This is a genomic window from Aeoliella mucimassa, from assembly GCF_007748035.1.
Taxonomy (GTDB): Bacteria; Planctomycetota; Planctomycetia; order Pirellulales; family Lacipirellulaceae; genus Aeoliella; species Aeoliella mucimassa.
In genome coordinates, this window is record NZ_CP036278.1 from 4,648,882 (window position 1) to 4,666,093 (window position 17,212).

Annotated in this window: 12 protein-coding genes; 9 read left to right on the forward strand and 3 right to left on the reverse strand. The window is 55.3% G+C overall.

Going from position 1 to position 17,212, the window contains the following annotated elements:
* Positions 1 to 93 precede the first annotated feature (93 nt).
* Positions 94 to 1,881, reverse strand: coding sequence for a FecR family protein (locus tag Pan181_RS18250; protein ID WP_145248866.1), 1,788 nt, complete (start codon positions 1,879 to 1,881; stop codon positions 94 to 96).
* Positions 1,878 to 2,429 carry a sigma-70 family RNA polymerase sigma factor gene (locus Pan181_RS18255; RefSeq protein ID WP_145248868.1) on the reverse strand — a complete coding sequence of 184 codons (552 nt, stop codon included), beginning with the start codon at positions 2,427 to 2,429 and terminating at the stop codon, positions 1,878 to 1,880. The genes Pan181_RS18250 and Pan181_RS18255 overlap by 4 nt, the downstream gene beginning before the upstream one ends.
* Before the next feature lie 716 nt (positions 2,430 to 3,145).
* On the opposite strand from Pan181_RS18255, the gene Pan181_RS18260 reads away from it, so the two are divergent.
* From Pan181_RS18260 to Pan181_RS18295, 8 genes are all read left to right on the forward strand, one after another.
* The gene (locus Pan181_RS18260; RefSeq protein WP_197528491.1) at positions 3,146 to 5,389 is read left to right on the forward strand and encodes a glycoside hydrolase family 2 protein; all 2,244 of its coding nucleotides are present in this window, start codon (positions 3,146 to 3,148) and stop codon (positions 5,387 to 5,389) included.
* Between the two features lie 157 nt (positions 5,390 to 5,546).
* Positions 5,547 to 7,091: a LamG domain-containing protein gene (locus tag Pan181_RS18265; protein ID WP_145248872.1), complete on the forward strand. Its 1,545-nt coding sequence runs from the start codon at positions 5,547 to 5,549 to the stop codon at positions 7,089 to 7,091.
* Between the two features lie 45 nt (positions 7,092 to 7,136).
* Positions 7,137 to 8,645, forward strand: a complete 1,509-nt coding sequence (locus Pan181_RS18270; protein ID WP_145248874.1) for a PEP-CTERM sorting domain-containing protein — start codon at positions 7,137 to 7,139, stop codon at positions 8,643 to 8,645.
* A gap of 182 nt (positions 8,646 to 8,827) precedes the next feature.
* Complete coding sequence (locus Pan181_RS18275) at positions 8,828 to 9,769, forward strand: IS5 family transposase (RefSeq protein WP_145244898.1); 942 nt, start codon at positions 8,828 to 8,830, stop codon at positions 9,767 to 9,769.
* A 14-nt stretch (positions 9,770 to 9,783) separates the two neighbouring features.
* Positions 9,784 to 10,887, forward strand: a complete 1,104-nt coding sequence (locus tag Pan181_RS18280) for a DUF1559 family PulG-like putative transporter (protein WP_145252311.1) — start codon at positions 9,784 to 9,786, stop codon at positions 10,885 to 10,887.
* A 61-nt stretch (positions 10,888 to 10,948) separates the two neighbouring features.
* Positions 10,949 to 11,332, forward strand: coding sequence for a hypothetical protein (locus Pan181_RS18285; protein WP_145248876.1), 384 nt, complete (start codon positions 10,949 to 10,951; stop codon positions 11,330 to 11,332).
* Between the two features lie 122 nt (positions 11,333 to 11,454).
* Positions 11,455 to 12,408: a PEP-CTERM sorting domain-containing protein gene (locus tag Pan181_RS18290; RefSeq protein WP_145248878.1), complete on the forward strand. Its 954-nt coding sequence runs from the start codon at positions 11,455 to 11,457 to the stop codon at positions 12,406 to 12,408.
* 130 nt (positions 12,409 to 12,538) lie between these two features.
* The gene (locus tag Pan181_RS18295) at positions 12,539 to 14,146 is read left to right on the forward strand and encodes a hypothetical protein (protein WP_145248880.1); all 1,608 of its coding nucleotides are present in this window, start codon (positions 12,539 to 12,541) and stop codon (positions 14,144 to 14,146) included.
* 280 nt (positions 14,147 to 14,426) lie between these two features.
* On the opposite strand, the gene Pan181_RS18300 is transcribed toward Pan181_RS18295, so the two are convergent.
* Entirely contained in the window at positions 14,427 to 15,380 is a 954-nt protein-coding gene (locus Pan181_RS18300) for an IS110 family RNA-guided transposase (protein ID WP_145244891.1), read from the reverse strand.
* A 791-nt stretch (positions 15,381 to 16,171) separates the two neighbouring features.
* Between Pan181_RS18300 and Pan181_RS18305 the strand changes: the two genes are divergently transcribed.
* Positions 16,172 to 16,735: a hypothetical protein gene (locus tag Pan181_RS18305; RefSeq protein ID WP_145248882.1), complete on the forward strand. Its 564-nt coding sequence runs from the start codon at positions 16,172 to 16,174 to the stop codon at positions 16,733 to 16,735.
* The last annotated feature ends 477 nt before the right edge of the window (positions 16,736 to 17,212 follow it).

The following is a 17,212-nucleotide window of genomic DNA, read 5'->3' on the forward strand; positions in this document are numbered from 1 at the left end:
ACTTTCATCAAGGCGTGCCCACGCGAGAACCACTAGCAGCATTTTACCATGAACTCGGTCCAGGCCGGCTTGCACCGAGATTCGCCGAACGTGCTACGGGCGAACGTACATCACCAGAGTCGGCATCACCGGCTCGATCGCGACGAAGTCGGCATCCAGGGCCTCGGAACTAGCAATGGCTTCGAGATTCGAGGCCATCACGATATCGTCGAATACACAGGGCGATCCCCCTTCGCTCGTACGCAGCTGAATGCGATCGAAGAGAATGTTGTTATGCATGGTTTCGACAAACGGACGTGTTTCGCGAATGTTCGCAAATGGTACGTCGCACCATACTGCCACTTTGTCGGACCGCTCGCCAAAGATGATTTGCACCACCCATTGTTTCACGGAGTTGTCGACCTTCAAGTGATCAATCGCAAACGTATTGGGATCGGCATCGAGTTCCATGTGATTGATTCGGCTGCCGATATTCACGACGGCCGACAAGGTATCGCGATTATCGGAATACCCAAAGAACAACGGTTCCTGCACCAGACGCTGGTCGCCAAACATCAGAGCCAAACCAGCCTGACTACCGAGATGCTGTGGGTAGACGGTTCGCGATTTCCAGGCGAGCCAAAGCTCGCTGCCGGAACGTCCGACATGGCCTTGTTCCGTAAGCACCCCAGCCCTCGCAAGTGGCGAGTCGGCTGAAGTATCGAGATCGAGAAATACCTCTTCATCTTCGCCAACCACCAAAGAGCCAGAGGAATACAGGTGATGGTCGCTGAGATCGCCACCGAACACGAGGGATTGATCCGCTCGAATCGTTTGCTTGAACGAGAAAGCGTAACGTTCTCCTCGAGAGGGCATATCGAACGATTGGTACCCCAACAGTCCGGGAGTGCGCTGCAACGTGAAGAAACTGACTTGCTGGGTAGCCTCGGCCGAACCATGACGCGCCCGACGGATCGACTCAATTTCGTCAGGGCGGATGAACTCTCGGTCGTAGGGAAGCGTTTGCACGGTCCACATCAGCTCGCCATGGCTAGCCACGTACCCAGCCCGTCCGGCATTGATGCGTCGCGAAGCAGGAGCCGCCCCGTCGGTCGGTGCCGAACCATAAAGTTCGGCGACTCCCTCATACACGGCAACGCGGGTATCTCGCTGCGGACCAACGGCTACGCCGAACTCAGTCCCTAAATCAATCACGCGGGCGGTGGGGGTCACGACCACGAGTCCGGTCTCTCCCCCTTCGACGCGTGCGGTTAACTTGCCGGAGTCGAGAAAAATCTGCCGCGCACTGCCGAACCGCAACTCCGCGGGAGCTTCGACCACCATGCGACTTCCATCGTTCGTGGTAAAAGCGAGGATCCCCGACTCGACCACCAACTTGTCGTCGATCTGAATATGGGTACCACTATGAACGTCGCGATCTGGCACGCGAACTTCGAGCGCCTCGGTCACGGTGGCCACTACCACAGGCTCCGGAGCGAAATCCGCCTGAGGTTGAGTGCTGGAGCTCGCTGCGGCAATAGGAACGGGGTTATTCGTTGTATTCCAGGGATATCCGCGATACGCGACGACGGCCAGCATGAGGCTGGCTGCGAGCGCAAGGTACCAGTTGGCTATGCGACGGGGTTTGTGGACTTTCGGCCGCGCGGGACAAGGCACCAACTCGGGTCCATCGATTCGATGAATCTTGGCTTCGCGATTACAGCCCAAAAATAAGCTAGGCACCGACATCCAGTGCTGAATGTGCGAATGGATGATCGCCAGCTCGACGATCGTCTTCGCGTTGTCTGGATCGTTAACCCACTGCGACAGTGCTTGCTCTTCAGCGGGCGATAGCTCTTTGCCATCGAGATAGGCGTTGAGAAGTTCGAGAGATCTACTCATGTAGTCGGCTCCTCCGTTTTCTGCAGTCGCCGATGGATGCAGTTGCGCAGCGCCATGCGAATTTGCGACAGACGGGAATAGACGGAGTTGATAGTCATTTTGAGTCGGTTGGCGATCTCGCCAGTACTCAAACTCTGCTTATAGCGCAACTCAAGCATCGAGTGCGACCGTTTCGGCAAAGAGTCCAAGCAATGCTCCAGCGATTCCAGGTAGTCGTCGACTTGTGTTTCTAACTCGACAAGAGTGCTTTCGATCTTGTAGACGGTTTCGACATCGAAAAGCATTCGCCGATCACGTCCACAACGACGGTAGTATTCGTACACGCGGTTGCGTGCAATTCCTACAGCCCATTCGAGAAAAGGTCGTTCCGGGTCGTACTTCTCGTAATCCTTGGCGATCGCCACCGCGGTCTCTTGAATCACGTCTTCCGCATCATGCCATGCGGGGACGAAAATTCGCACGTACGCGCGGATTCTGTCGTACGATTCTGCCCACTGCGTGGCAAAGTCGAGACGGCGCTCGGATGGGTTACGGTCGTCTACCGCCATGTAAGCACTCCCATTACCTGTATGTGGAGTAACCCCCAGAAATCTTAATCGCAATCTATCAAAGAAACTCGACTTCCAGAGCACCTGCACCGCCTTTGCAAAGACGGGAACAGCGGATGCAACAGCTTCTCGCCGCGGGAACAAGCGAGCGTATCGCGATCAGGAACTCCCACACCGAATCACGGAGTTCCTACCTAAGGAAGAGCTGTGGTTCTGGCACTCCCCAAGAGACACCATAACACGTCGCCTACTCATAAGATTGCAGGGGTTCGGCAGAGATTCAAGACGGAACCGCCATAACTAGATGCGGATTAGTGCGGGTCTGACTTAAGATAACGATCTTTTTTTCAAATTTCGTGAAAGCGGATTAAGATTAAGAATTATTCCCACCATAAACATACAGCCAGTGAGGGGTAGGTAGTTCGAGAAGCGGTAGCTTAGCTTCTCGAAATCCTCTTGCTTGGCCCCCTACTCATATTACTTTTTTCCGCACGTTTCGGCTTTTACGCGACTAACAAGGTGGTTTCTGAGTGTCGCACCACGGCTTGGTGCGCAACCGTTGAGGCTATTCAGCCGCAAGATAACGTGTAGCGTGCGTGAGTGATTTGGCGGGAGTTTACTAGGTGGCTTCTCTAGCGTCGTTCATACGACTGGCATGTGCTATTTGCTGCTTGGTTGCGGTTTCTACGGAAATGGCAGCCGAGGAGACTCAGCGTATGCTCACACCTTGGGGCGAGACGCTCGACACCAATCAGGTGCTACCCGAGTACCCACGCCCCCAAATGGTTCGTCAGCGTTGGCAGAACCTCAACGGCCAGTGGGACTTCGCCCAAACCGATCTAAGTGACGCAAAACCCCAGGAATTCAACGAATCGATCCTGGTTCCGTTCCCCGTAGAATCGACGCTTTCCGGCGTGCAGCGTGCGGTTACCCCCGATCAAGCCGTCTGGTACCAGCACGAGTTCAAAGCCGACCACCAACCAGGCGAACGACTACTGCTTCATTTCGGAGCGGTCGATTGGGCGACCACCGTGTGGGTAAACGGCACCGAAGTCGGGCGGCACGAAGGGGGATTCGATCCCTTCAGCTTCGACATCACCGATGCCCTTGCTGAGTCGGACGTTCAAACCGTTCTTGTTCGGGTAACCGATCCCACCAACCACGGCGATCAACCACATGGTAAGCAATCGCTCGAGCCAGGTGGCATCGTCTACACGGCCGTCACCGGCATCTGGCAGACCGTCTGGCTGGAACCGGTTCCCGCGACTCGTATCGCTTCGCTGAAACTCACTCCTAAGGTGAAGGCCGGCGTGCTCGAAGTGATTGCCGAAGTGGCTGGCGACACAACCGACGACTTGGTGCTTCGAGTCACCAGCAAGACAACCGCTGGAAAGGTGATCGCAGCTAGCGGCCCCGTTGGCAAGCCTCTGGAGCTGCAAGTTCCGCAGGCACGCTTGTGGTCCCCCAACGATCCTTATCTCTACGACTTAAGCGTGGAAGTCACCACCGCTGGCCCTGGTAAGTACCAGGCAATAGACCATGTCGACAGTTACTTCGGCATGCGAAGCGTGAATCTGTTTACCGATTCTCAAGGCCAAAGTCGCATTGCCCTGAACGGCCGCGAACAGTTCTGTCTGGGTCCGCTGGACCAAGGTTGGTGGCCCGATGGTCTCTACACGGCTCCCTCTGAAGAAGCCCTCCGCTGGGATATCGAAACGGCAAAGAAGCTGGGGTTCAACACCTTGCGAAAGCACGTGAAGGTTGAGCCTTCGCGGTGGTATTACCTGTGCGACAAGCTGGGCATGCTCGTCTGGCAAGACATGCCAAATAGCGATCGGGCGATTGGTCCCAACGAGCAAGACCTGATTCGCAGTTCCGATTCGGAGCAGGGATTCCGCAAGGAACTGCAAGCGATGATCGACACGCTTGGCAACCATCCTTCGATCATCGTTTGGACCCCCTTCAACGAAGGTTGGGGGCAGTTCAAAACGAACGAGATTATTCGCTGGATTAAAGATTACGATCCCACCCGCTTAGTCGATGGCCCCAGCGGCTGGAGCGATCGCGGCGAGGGCGATTTGATCGACATGCACAGTTACCCGGGGCCCGACATGCACGAAGTCGGTTCAGGGCGTGCTTCGATTATCGGTGAGTTCGGCGGCCTGGGACTCGTGGTACCAGATAACCTGTGGTTCGAGTCGGGAAGCTGGGGATACCAGACACTCGAATCGCAACAGGAACTCGAAAATCAATATCAGGTGCTTCTCGACAACGTTTGGCTGCTAAAACGCGAAGGGCTTGCTGCGGCGATTTACACGCAATTGACCGACGTCGAAGGCGAAGTGAACGGTTTCGCCACTTACAATCGTCGGGTCTTAAAGTGTGATCCGCAAGCAATCACCCAGCTAAACAAGCGGCTCTACGCTCCTGCCCCCAATTTGCAAGTACTGGTACCAAGTTCACAGGATGATTCGATTGCTGGCGAGTTCTGGAGCTATACCACCGAAACACCTGCCAAAGATTGGACGGCGGCCGACTTCGACGACTCGAAGTGGCTCAGAGGCCAAGCTGGATTCGGTTCGCCCAACACACCAGGGGCAACGGTTCGCACCGAATGGAACACTTCCGACATTTGGCTGCGAAAGGAAGTGGAATTCACCGCACCGAAGAACGGCGATTCGATTTACTTTAATATCCATCATGATGAGGATGCGGAGATCTATATCAATGGCCGAGAGGTCTTGAAACTAGCTGGCTTCACGGCCGATTACCGCATCGTTGAAATTCCTGAAGAGTCTCGTAAACTACTACTATCCGGTAAGGCTGTTCTTGCTGTTCACTGCCACCAATCGATTGGCGGGCAGTATGTCGACCTAGGTCTTATCGCTTTACACGCCGCCGACGACGGCGATGAACTTACTTCTAATCTACCGGACCACCCTTCTGCTTTTGGTCCGTAGCTGAACTCCGATCTTGGGTCGCCAAGTCGCGTAATGCACGCACTTGCAGCAACCGAACATCTAATCGCACTTACGTATTTACTCCTATTTACAACCTAGCTTACTCGCTTTGACGAAGTTCCAATCTCTCACTCCTCTACCCGCAAGGAGGGCTCCAATGACTTGCTCTCGTATGCTACATGCTTCCATCCCGTTTTCTATCGCTCTCTCGGCCTTGCTGTCGTTGGTAACAACCGCTCAGGCCGATCTGGTAAACCGCTACACGTTCAACTTTGCGAACGTCGCTGACTCGGTCGGTGGTCAAGACGGCGAACTGGTCGATCCATCGAACATTGCCTATTACAACGATGGTCAGGTCTACTTAACCAACAATAATGGTGCGAACTCGAACCAGGACTTTTCGAATCCCTCGACCGTTGGTGCTTACGTGAATTTGCCGAACGGACTGATCAGCTCGGCAGCCAACAATGGCGACTTCTTCGAGTTCAGCCTCGAGTTCTGGGCCACGGTCGAAGAAAATCGCGACTGGGCACGCCTGGGCGACTTCGGCCATAGCAACGGTGGTGAAGACGTCTCCGGTTCGGGCTCCGAATCCGACTACCTGATCGTCGTACCCCGCACCGGTGGCAATATTGTCGATCCGATTTCGGGCAACGCTGGCAACTACTTTGCCGCATCCACTCACTCGCTCACTGGCCAAGAAGACTTCGTTCCCGATCCCAATGGCCCACTCAGCACTGGTGTCGAGCATCATATCGTTGTGTCGGTGGACCAGTTCGATACCACCGCTGGTGCCAATGGAACGCTTAACCTGTACCTTGATGGCTCGCTTGTTTCCACCGGTCCGGTCGAAGACGAAGGTTTTGTCGACTTCACCTTCATTCAAGATGTGAACAACTGGCTTGGTCGCGCCCAATGGGGCGACGCGTTGTTCGACGGCAGCTACAACGAGTTCAGCGTTTACAGTCACGCCCTCGACGCCACGGAAGTTGCCAATAACTACACTACTGGTCCGGTGGTTGATGCTCCTCTAGCGTTGCCTACCCTTTATGTCAATCGCGAAGATGGCACCATCTCGGTAGCGAACGACACCGGCGCCCAACTCAACCTGCTTGGCTATACCATCACCTCCGCTTCGGGCTCGCTTGATCCCATCTCGTGGACCTCCATCGATTCCGGCTCGTTCGATCCGAACGGCACCTGGACCGAAACCTCCAGCACCGAGATGTCGATCGGCGAAACTGGCACCGGCGACGGTGGCCAGATTGCTGCGATGAGCGATCAGTCGATTGGTGCTGCGTGGAACGTGTCGCCTTACGAAGACCTGGTATTCACTTACACGCTTGCTAGCGGTTCGAGTGCTGCTGGCCAGGTCGTATACACCGGCTTTGATGGTGCGATTGCCGCGGCCGACCTGAATGCCGACGGAGTGCTCGACGCCAGCGACTTCGACGCCTTTGTGGCTAACGTTCATACGGACTACACCGTGAACTCCAGCTACGAGAGCTTCCTTCACGGCGACCTCGATCGCGATGGCGATACCGATTACTACGATTTCCGTCTCTTCAAAGACGCCTATGTGGCCGCTAACGGCGCAGAGGCTTTTGCCGCACTCGTGAGTGGGAACTCGGCAGTGCCAGAACCCGCCAGCGTGGTGCTCCTCGCACTCTGCTTGGCTCCTTTGGCCTACCGCCGCGGTTAAACCACACACCACGATTTACTTCACACATAGCGGAGACATTTATCCATGATCACTCAACGATTCACCAAATGCGTTGGCCTCTGTGCCACCTTAACGTTCTTCAGCATGGCCTGGCTCTCAACCACGGTTCAAGCCGACACGGTCGCTTACTGGCGGTTCGAAAACGGCACTGCCGACGAGAATGTGGAACACATCGCGGTCGATGGCAACACCTACTCGGCCGACGTTCCCGACGTTTCGGGCAACGGCAATGATCTGTCTGCCTGGGTTACCGGCGACTTCGCCGGCTTCGCCTATCGCAGCGATGTCGCCTCGTCGACCATTGCCGCTACCGGCGAAACCAACAATCTGAGCGTGCAAAACACCGGTAGCTCTCCTGGCATGTTTACCGGTGCCACTGGTATCCAAACGATCGCTCCCGCTCAGTTCAGCGTGGAAGCCTCGATCAAGCTAGAAAATGGCGGCTACCGCACGTTTATTGGCCGCGACAGCCAGGGCGTTGCCACCGACAATCCGGATGTTGCCGCAGTCTATTTCCAACTGCTTCCAAGCAATGCTCTGGCCTTCAAGTTTGCCGATCAAGATGGCTATTTCCACGAAGCCATTTCACAACCCGGTATTGTCGACACCTGGCAATTTGGTGAAGACGATCCCGCCTTAGCAGATTGGTACCACGCCGCCGCGGTGAGTGATGGCAGCACACTCTCGGTCTATCTGTCAAATGGGACAGAGGGCACAGGCTATCAGCTTGTTGCTCAGACCGATCTCACCGCGAGCGGCAGTACCAACACTGGACTCACGGCCGGTGCTGGTGATGGTGGCGACTGGGATGCCGGCAACTGGACTGTCGGACGCGGCATGTACGGTGGTGGTCATGGCGACCGTGCTTATGGCTACATCGACGAAGTTCGCATTAGCGACGACGCGGTTTCGATCAGCAACCTGTTGCACTTCCAAAGTGGTCAGAATCTGCAGATCGATGTCGACACCACCAGCGGTGCGGTCACCCTCCGCAACGAGTCGCCTTCCGCCATCACGCTTGATTACTACGAAATCACCAGTGAATCCGGCGCATTGTCGGTAGCCAACTGGAATAGCCTGGAAGACCAAGGCATCGTGGCCAACACCCCTGGCGACTTCAACAGCGATGGCGAAGTGAACCTGGGCGACTACACCGTATGGCGCGACAACCTTGGCAGCACCTACTCGCAAGCCGACTACGACGTGTGGAAGGCCAACTTCGGCACTGTTGCCTCTGGTGGCGGTTGGGCCGAAGCAGGTGGTTCGGATGCTAACATCCTCTCCGAATTATTGCTCGAAGCAGCCGGCACCTCAATGCAACCCGGCACCTCATATTCCCTCGGTAACATCTACAACACCGCCATGGGTGGCGAAGACCTGAGCTTCACTTACGGTCGCCCTGGTTCTGGCCAGTTCATTGGTGGTGTGAATTACATATCTGGCTCGCTTAGCACTGCCTCGGTTCCCGAACCCAGCACGATTGCCTTGTTGGCAACTGGTTTGTTGGGCTTGTTCTACCGCCGCAGTCGCTAGCACAAAGGATCTTTGGTCTCGATGGGTGGACTCCCTCCCAATTCCAAAGGGAGGTCCGCCTGTCGGACAAGTACTACGAAGGAGGGTTACAATCATGTACGGCCTTGTTGAACAATTAGTCACAAACCTCCGTAAAAACTAACGTGGAATGGAACCACGTACCTTTTTTACGGAGATCGAACATGGCTACGAAAGAAAAACGAACCTACAAAGTCACGAACTGGAAGGAGTATAACAAGTCGCTCATCGAGCGTGGAAACATCACTATTTGGTTTAGCGACGAGGCGTTGGAGAACTGGGAACATCCTAACGACCAGACAAAAGTCGGTCGCCCTTTTGTCTTCAGCGATACGGCGATCGAGTGCTTGCTGACGATTCGCGAACTGCTGAAACTTCCCTATCGGCAGACTGAGGGATTCGGCCGCTCGCTGGTGGCGATGTTGGGCGTCGAGGCAGCGATTCCCAATTATTCTTCGCTCGCCAAGCGAGCCAGCAAGCTGAATGTTTCGCTCGATATCGCTAACAAGAGGGGCGACATCGATATCGTGGTGGATAGCACCGGCATGAAAGTGTTTGGCGAGGGCGAATGGAAGATGCGGACGCATGGCAAGTCGAAGCGGCGGACATGGCGGAAGCTGCATTTGTCGGTGAATCCTGACACCCGCGAGATTGTGGCGGAGATTTTGACCGAGAACAGTTGCCACGATGCCGATGCGGTTCCCGAAATGCTGGAGCAGGTGGAGCAGCCCGTAAAAAAGTTTCACGGCGACGGTAGTTACGACAAGTGGAAGGTTTATGAAGGGCTGGAATCCGAAGGCATTGAGCCGGTGATTCCGCCGCAGCACAACGCCAAGATCAAACAACATGGCAACTCTGCGGAGGAGCCTTTGCCCCGGGACGAGGCAATTCGTCAGATTCGACGCAAGGGGCGTAGGAGTTGGAAAGAGGAAGTGGGCTATCATCGTAGAAGCTTGGCGGAAACGACCATGTACCGAGTGAAACAAAGCTTTGGGAGCCATCTCAAAAACCGAGTATTCGAAAACCAACAAACGGAAGCCCGCTTGCGCTGTAAAATCATCAATCAATTCACCCAACTCGGGCTTCCACAGTTCGAGTGGAGTTAGTCAACAAGGCCATCATGTACCCACAAAAAGTTAGTCTCGCACATCGGGGTGTAAAAGGATTTACCCTCGTCGAATTGCTGGTGGTCATCGCGATCATTGGCATCCTCGTGGCTCTGCTGTTGCCGGCCGTGCAATCGGCCCGCGAAGCAGCCCGCCGCGCCGCTTGCACGAATAACATGAAGCAACTGGCGCTCGCCAATCTCAACTACGAATCGGCCAATCGTCGCCTGCCCTATGGTCGCAAGTACGACTTGTGGGACGCTTACACCTGGACCGCATTGGTGCTTCCTCAAATCGAGCAGCAACAGGTCTTCGACAATTTCTGGACCCTTCCCGAAACACCGATCCGCACCTCAGGCGTTGCGAACTACACCCCACTGGCAGACGACCCCCGGATTCGCTCCAGTCGCGAAGCAATTATCGATGGCTTCTACTGCCCAAGCGACGACACCCCCCAACCGAACGAAATCGGCACTCCCGCCTATGGTTTCTATCGTGGTAACTACCGTGGCTGCACCGGCAACGGCGACATGTACGGCGACCGACTCACTGAAGCTGAGTTCCGTGTGTTCCGTCTATCGGATGGTACCGATACAAGTCCCTTTGGTCCGGGCGTCTTTTCTGTTAAATCCGAATCGGGGGTCGACCGTACCCCCGGAGACATGACATTCACTAACCGCACCTTCGAATGTCGATTGGCTCAAATTGTCGATGGCACCTCGCAAACAGTCATGCTCTCCGAAGGTATCGTACCGACGATTCCGGAATGGGGTGGAGCCCTCGGTGAAACCGTCTATGGCAACATGGGGGGAGCACTGTTCTCTACCGCAACACCACCGAATTCGAGCATGCAAGACCGAATCCATGGACCTTGTCCCGCGGACCAAGGCGACAACGACTATCCTGCACCTTGCTATCCTCGCACCGTTGGTCTGCATCCCGGAAGTCTGAAACCCGCTGGAGCTCGTGGTTTCGCCGCAGCTCGCAGTTATCACCCTGGTGGGGTCGTGGCAGCCATGGCTGATGGCTCGGTGAAGTTCGTCCAGGACGACGTCGACTGGATTATCTGGCGGGCCGCTGGAACGCGTGATCAAGGCGAAGTAAATGGCTCGCTGTAACTCCCTTTCATAGCAGTGCCATGATGGCCTGCTATTCCCTATCTCTTTCAGTCATTTACCTATGAATATCAGATTCTGTTTATTGCTGTTGGGGGTCTCGCTCGTAGCGTCAGGCTGCGGCGGCACCCCCTCGATCTCGGGTACCGTTCAATACGAGGGGACCCCTGTAGCAAATGGGAACATTACCTTTACCTCCGTCGATGGCAGTGGTACTCCGGTGGCCAGCCCTATTAAGGATGGCAAGTACAACATCGAAGAAGCCACCGTTGGGGAAAAGAAGGTTTCTATCTCGGGTTACGAAATCCCGGAAATCCCCCCCGGATCGACCGAGCCAGTCGAAACCATCGACACGGTTCCTTACAACGCGGTTGGCAATATGCAAACCGTGGAAGTAAAGAGCGGATCGCAGGTAATGGATTTTAATCTCACCGCTCCCGCGAACTGAGTACTGTGAGATCGAATGTAATTGTAAATGTGCATTTATCGGTTTTTGTATTGGTTGTTGTGAGTGTATGAGTTGCTACTGTTGACGACTTTCATCCTTTTCTTTTCACCTGGAGAGTGCTCATGCGAAGAATGCTTTGGACCCTAATCTTAGGGTATGTTTCCCTGTATGGCGTCGCTGTAGACGCTAGCACCATCGCCTATTGGCGATTTGAAGATGGTACCGCGGATGCTGATCTCGAGCATATTGCGGTCGATGCTAACACCTGGTCGGCCGACGTCATGGACGTGTCGGGCAACGGCCATCATCTTTCTGCTTGGATCACCGGAGAATATGCGGGACACGCTTATCGCAGCGATGTGGCCGCTCCCATCGTTGAGAGCACCAGCGAAACCAATAAACTGAGTGTGCAGAACACCGGTAGCTATCCTGGCATGTTCACCGGCCCGACTGGTATCGAGTCGTTTGCCCCTGCCCAGTTCACCATCGAAGCTTCGATCAAGCTCGAAGATGGCGGCCATCGCACGTTCGTCGGACGCGACAGCTACGGCGCTGTGACCGATAACGCCGCGGTTTCGGCACTTTACTTCCAGTTGGTCCCTGGCAACGCGATTGCCTTTAAGTTTGCCGACCAAGCTGGTTTCTGGCACGAAGCGATTTCGGCCGAGAACATTGTCGACACTTGGCAATATGGTGTGGATGATCCCAACGACGCGCTGTGGTATCACGCCGCTGCGGTGAGCGACGGAAGCACTTTGTCTGTCTACCTCTCGTCGGAAGAGGATCCCAGCAACTATCAACTCGTTGCACAAGCCGACCTGCTCGCTAGCGGAAGCACCAACACCGGTCTGAGCGCTGGTGCAGGCGACGGTGGCGACTGGGATGCAGGCAACTTCACTGTTGGTCGTGGTATGTATGATGGTGGTCATGGCGATCGCGCTTATGGCTATATCGATGAAGTTCGCATCAGCGACGTTGCATTGTCGCCAGGTGAGCTGCTCAATGTGCCAGAACCAGGCACGATGATCTTGGCTCTCTTTGGTGTCGCAGCGGTTGCCGCGATGCGTCGACGTTAAGAAAATGGGAACCCCGCCCGCTACTGTCGGAACGTAGCGGGCGGGTACCCTGCCTTGTGAGAGGGCGGGGACGAGCAGGGCAGCGGTCACTGCGTCGAGTGAACTCCGGCGTAGTAACAGAGAAGACAACATGAACAATCCATTCTTTCGGTGCATTGGTTTGCTGATAGCAACTCTGCTTGCTGTCGCCATCGATGACTGCACGGCCGCCACCTTTCCGCGGCAAAATCTCTCTTCAAGCCAGGGATACTACGAAGGCTTGTACATGGTGGTCCGAGACGTCGACGCGGCCCCGCTCAGCGATACGCGCATCGGCCAGATCGAGGCCAGCGAAATACTCACCCGCGAGTTCTACGCGGCCAGTTCCGGCGGGACCTTCGACTTTCACTACGCCCATATTCTCGACGTTCCGCTCGTGCTCAACGACGACGGTACCCGCGACGGCGACTGGGCCGGCGATGCCCAATCGTACGTCCGCACGCACTATGGCATCGAGCCGAACGACTTCCATTCCAAGGTGTATGACCTGAGCGCGACCGAGCCCGATCCCGACCAAGGCTGGTCGGGCATTGCCTGGGGCAACAGCACTGCGCTGCAAGAAGACATTACTTCGAACTGGGGACAGATTGTGGTCGACCACGAACTCGGCCACCGAGTTGGTTCCCCCCATTCCGGAGCCTGGCGGGCGCGAAACGATAACAACTTCACTCCCTACGTGTACGACTACGACGCCGAGACCTACGTGGAATACTCGGCCGATACCGACAGCGCCCAGGCGATGCCGTATGGCATTAACTACGACGAGTACGGCGACCCCTACACGGTGATGGGCAACATCTCGCGAGGTCAGTTCTCGGTTCGTGAGAAGCTGACCAACATGGATTGGCTCAGCTCGGAACAAGTACCCGATCTCGATCAGGTCGGCGATGGGGTCTATCGCATCTACGCCCACGACGAATTGCAAACCACCTACAATCCGCGACTCGATATGTACGGGGTCGAAGAGACCTACGCGAGCGACAAACTCTACGGACTGACCTTCACCCAAGAGGGAGAAGAGTTCAATCGCAATCGTGGAGCTTTTACATCGACCTCCAACACCATCACCTTGGAATACCGCTCCGGCACCGACGGGTTGCTGTTCTATTTCGACAACGCCTTGCTCGACGTGAATCCCGAAGGGGGTACTGATCGCAATAATCGCGAGCGTGACCTCGAAGTTGGCCTTTCGCTGCGTCAGCTCGACCTTGGAGTTTCGATTTACGAATCCTCCGGCGATGGCGACGACTTCCTGTCGCACAATCCCCCTGCCCCGTCGGCCCCCTGGGAGCTGCTGACCGAGTGGTACGAGTTCCTGGTACTCGGCCTCGGAAGCGACGAAACCGGTAGCTACATCGACTTGCGAGTAGCGACCGTGGACTACGTGTTGGAAAACAGTCTGGCGGGCGATTTGAATGGCGACGGTCAGCTCGATCGCGCCGATTGGCTGACGTTGGTGGCGAATATGCATACCGATGTTTCCAATCTGACGAAGACCGAGCGCTACCTGCACGGCGATCTCAACTTCGACGGATTTAGTAACTACGACGACTTCGTGCAATTCAAACAACTCTATACCGATGCGTATGGTGCTTCGGCGTTTGCCGAAATGATGCGGGTGCCGGAGCCCCACGCCGGGCTGCTGATCGTGGGCATGATTCTCGCCGCACACACGCTGGGCTTCCTCCGCTCGCGATAGATTCCCAATTTTCCCACCGATGGGAAAATTGAATCTCCGCCCACTCTACAAAACCAGTGGTTTTCGGCCTCGAATAGATTCCCATTTCCCAAAACGCATCCGATGGGAATCTATTTTCGCGATGGGAACTCATCGCAAGTCGTGTGTCTGTATGCATTTACATCAACACCTCCTTTGTTATTGCCCAAAATAGATTCCCATCCATGGGAAAGTATTTTGAGTTGGGAGTTGGATGTTGGGAGTTGGAAGTTAGAAAGGGCAGTAGCGACTGTCTTAAAGTTCAAGTCTCTTTGGAGCATTTCCAGTCCGTTTTTGTTTTGATCATGGCATTGAGTATCAGCAGTAGTTTTCGCATGCAGGCGGTGAGAGCGGTCATCTTGGCTTTGCCTCGCTGCAGAAGTTGCTGGTAGTGTTCGCGGATAATCGGGTTGTGCTGGGTGGCCACAAGAGTGGCCATGTAGAGTCCCTGACGCACCGCCGCTCGACCGCCGCCAATCATACGCTTGCCACGCAAGGTTCCGCTGTCGCGGTTGATCGGTGCCAGCCCTGCCAAGCGTGCCACTTCGCGACGATTGAGAGTGCCCAACTCCGGCATATCGGCGAGCAAGGCCGCCGCCGTCGTCGTTCCTACGCCAGGCACCGTGACTAGCAGCGACGAGCGTTCTTGAAACTGAGGATCGGCTTTGATGAGCTGTTGAATCTGTTGGTCGAGCTGCTCCAGTTGTCGTTGGTAGAAGTCGATCGCTTCTTCGATCGACTGACGCACCTGCTCATCTCGCTGCGTGCCTCGCCGATTCTTTTCCCGTGTCAGAGCATCACTCACCTGCTGACGACGAGTTCGGAGGGAGCGGAGTTTTTGCTCGTTTTCCGAGGGTTTTTGGGTTTCTTTGGGCTGCATCAACACGGCATAGCGGGCGATCACCAGCGCGTCGAGGCGATCGGTCTTGGCGAGCTGACCTTGCGCGCGGGCGAAGTCGCGAATCTGACGTGGATTGACGACACTCACCGCAATCCCTTGCTCGCGAAGGAAGTCGACTAGCATGCGTTCACAACCTCCCGTGGCTTCCAGGCAGGCGTGGGTCACCTGATGCTGCACTAACAACTGCCGAAGTTGCTGGCATCCTTCTTGACCGGCAGACCAATGATGCATCTGCGGTTGCCCCGCAACGACGATGTCCCAGTGGTATTTGGAAACATCGATCCCAATCCAAGTACTTTGCAAATGGTTTTCCATCGATTACCCTTCCTTGCATATGCGAGCTTGTTAAAACAGCTCTGGCGACTGTTCGGGCTAATGCGACAGGCGGCCGGCCGGCGATCCAGCTACGAGATCGGTCTCGTGAGGACCGAGGGTGGGACGATCTACCGGCGGCCGCCGTCTTCTACTTCGTTCGCTACGCTCACTCCGCAGAAGACGGCGAAATCGTTGATAGCACCACCTCTGCAAGATACAAGGGTGGGTCCAGGAGCTTCCAGCGACGCAGCCCCACCAACCACTTTACCAACACGCGCAGCAGCGAACGCCCACGCCGGCGAACCATCGCCTGCGCGTCGATGCTGGCATTCAAAGCCCCCCTCACACTCCTATACCATTCCATCCTCCAACAACGGACAATTGACTACGGACAACTATCACCTATTCATTAGAACACCATAGGTGGCCAATTACTAGCGAAAACTGGAGTTTTTGAGAGACCATTCCAATGGCTCTGCAACGTGGAACGGCAGCCAGTGTGGATTTACTCGCCGTGAAACGCGGGTCCAGAGGTATCAAAAACCGGGACTCGATCAGCTTTTAGGAAGCTTTGGCAAGCGTGCATCGATTAGGCATTCGCGCCAAACAATTCGAATTGCCTCATGGCTGTCGGAATTTGGACAAACTGTCGTGGCAAGCCCCCTCTAGGGTAGTCTTTTTCTAGTTAGTTCCTACGCTCGTGGTATTACTGTTCCTGCGTAACCAAGTGTGAGTGGCGTATAATCAAGCCTCAGTGATAGCACGACTTTACACTCAAGCCGACCTGCATTGTGTACACGCATTACTTTCCATCTTGCCCCGTTGATAGTCCGATTGAGCCGCCGGTGCCGTTCGGCCATGTGGGATTGTCTGGTGCGGTTCCGAAAAAGTGTTCCAAGTGCCGCCATCTGTTTGAAGGCGAGTGCACGCGGTTTATCGAGGAAGTTGGCCGCTTTCTGCACCTCGACCACGGCCCGTGTGGAATCGATGGTCCGACGGACCCAGTTGAGTACGAAGACGAATTTGTGAAAGGCAAGGTAACCGTTCCGCGAAAGTGCTCACGCTGCTTCCACTTGGCAGTCGATCCGGTATACGGCTTCCACTGCACAAAGGATGCCACCAAGTGGGGGCATGCTCATCGCAGTCTCGATTGGGGGGCGTGGCGTCCCGACCACGTATACCTCCAGTTGCCGCCACCCAAGGTGACCACCAAGGCTCTTTCGGAGCACACGTTTGCCAATGACCAACTGGCCTTCATCAAAGAACATCGCAGAATAAATCCAGGGCTGTCTATTCAAGAGGCCAAGGCAGACTTTGCACACTTTCGCCGTGTGATAGAGGAATCTGAGCGGTAGAGCGTTCCTCCTAAAGCTGCCTAACTATCCGTTGGGCAACCTCTGCAAACGCTCAGGGAGAAACCTAAGATCATTTCGGAGTGAGGGATCGGGCAGTCTTACTTGTCTGTATGACCGATGCTTACGAGGCCCTTAGAGCGACGACTTGCCTGCGATTCAATTCCAAGCGATTCCGCTAGTGCATCGGGCAGTAGAAAAACCCCACGCCCAACGTCATTGGGGGTAATTGAAGCAGCGTCTGTAAAGCCAGACACCTCTTCGCCGACGAGTGCCAATTGGAATGGGCACGATGCGAATACCGATGTAGCAATCGAGATGTAAGCAGAATCAACGCTTGCCATCCACGGATTTGTCTCTCGTTCCAGCGGGTAGGCAACATCGAAAGCAAGTTCTAGCATCCCCGTTGGCACGCACAGGTCAAGCCAATCTGATCCATCAGATTCACGCACAACACATGTCAAACAGCCAAGTTCGGCT

Bases quoted from the DNA above. Each gene is read 5' to 3' on its own strand.
- Pan181_RS18250 (WP_145248866.1), bottom strand. From the start codon at position 1,881: ATGAGTAGATCTCTCGAACTTCTCAACGCCTATCTCGATGGCAAAGAG.
- Pan181_RS18255 (WP_145248868.1), bottom strand. From the start codon at position 2,429: ATGGCGGTAGACGACCGTAACCCATCCGAGCGCCGTCTCGACTTTGCC.
- Pan181_RS18260 (WP_197528491.1), top strand. From the start codon at position 3,146: ATGCTCACACCTTGGGGCGAGACGCTCGACACCAATCAGGTGCTACCC.
- Pan181_RS18265 (WP_145248872.1), top strand. From the start codon at position 5,547: ATGACTTGCTCTCGTATGCTACATGCTTCCATCCCGTTTTCTATCGCT.
- Pan181_RS18270 (WP_145248874.1), top strand. From the start codon at position 7,137: ATGATCACTCAACGATTCACCAAATGCGTTGGCCTCTGTGCCACCTTA.
- Pan181_RS18275 (WP_145244898.1), top strand. From the start codon at position 8,828: ATGGCTACGAAAGAAAAACGAACCTACAAAGTCACGAACTGGAAGGAG.
- Pan181_RS18280 (WP_145252311.1), top strand. From the start codon at position 9,784: ATGTACCCACAAAAAGTTAGTCTCGCACATCGGGGTGTAAAAGGATTT.
- Pan181_RS18285 (WP_145248876.1), top strand. From the start codon at position 10,949: ATGAATATCAGATTCTGTTTATTGCTGTTGGGGGTCTCGCTCGTAGCG.
- Pan181_RS18290 (WP_145248878.1), top strand. From the start codon at position 11,455: ATGCGAAGAATGCTTTGGACCCTAATCTTAGGGTATGTTTCCCTGTAT.
- Pan181_RS18295 (WP_145248880.1), top strand. From the start codon at position 12,539: ATGAACAATCCATTCTTTCGGTGCATTGGTTTGCTGATAGCAACTCTG.
- Pan181_RS18300 (WP_145244891.1), bottom strand. From the start codon at position 15,380: ATGGAAAACCATTTGCAAAGTACTTGGATTGGGATCGATGTTTCCAAA.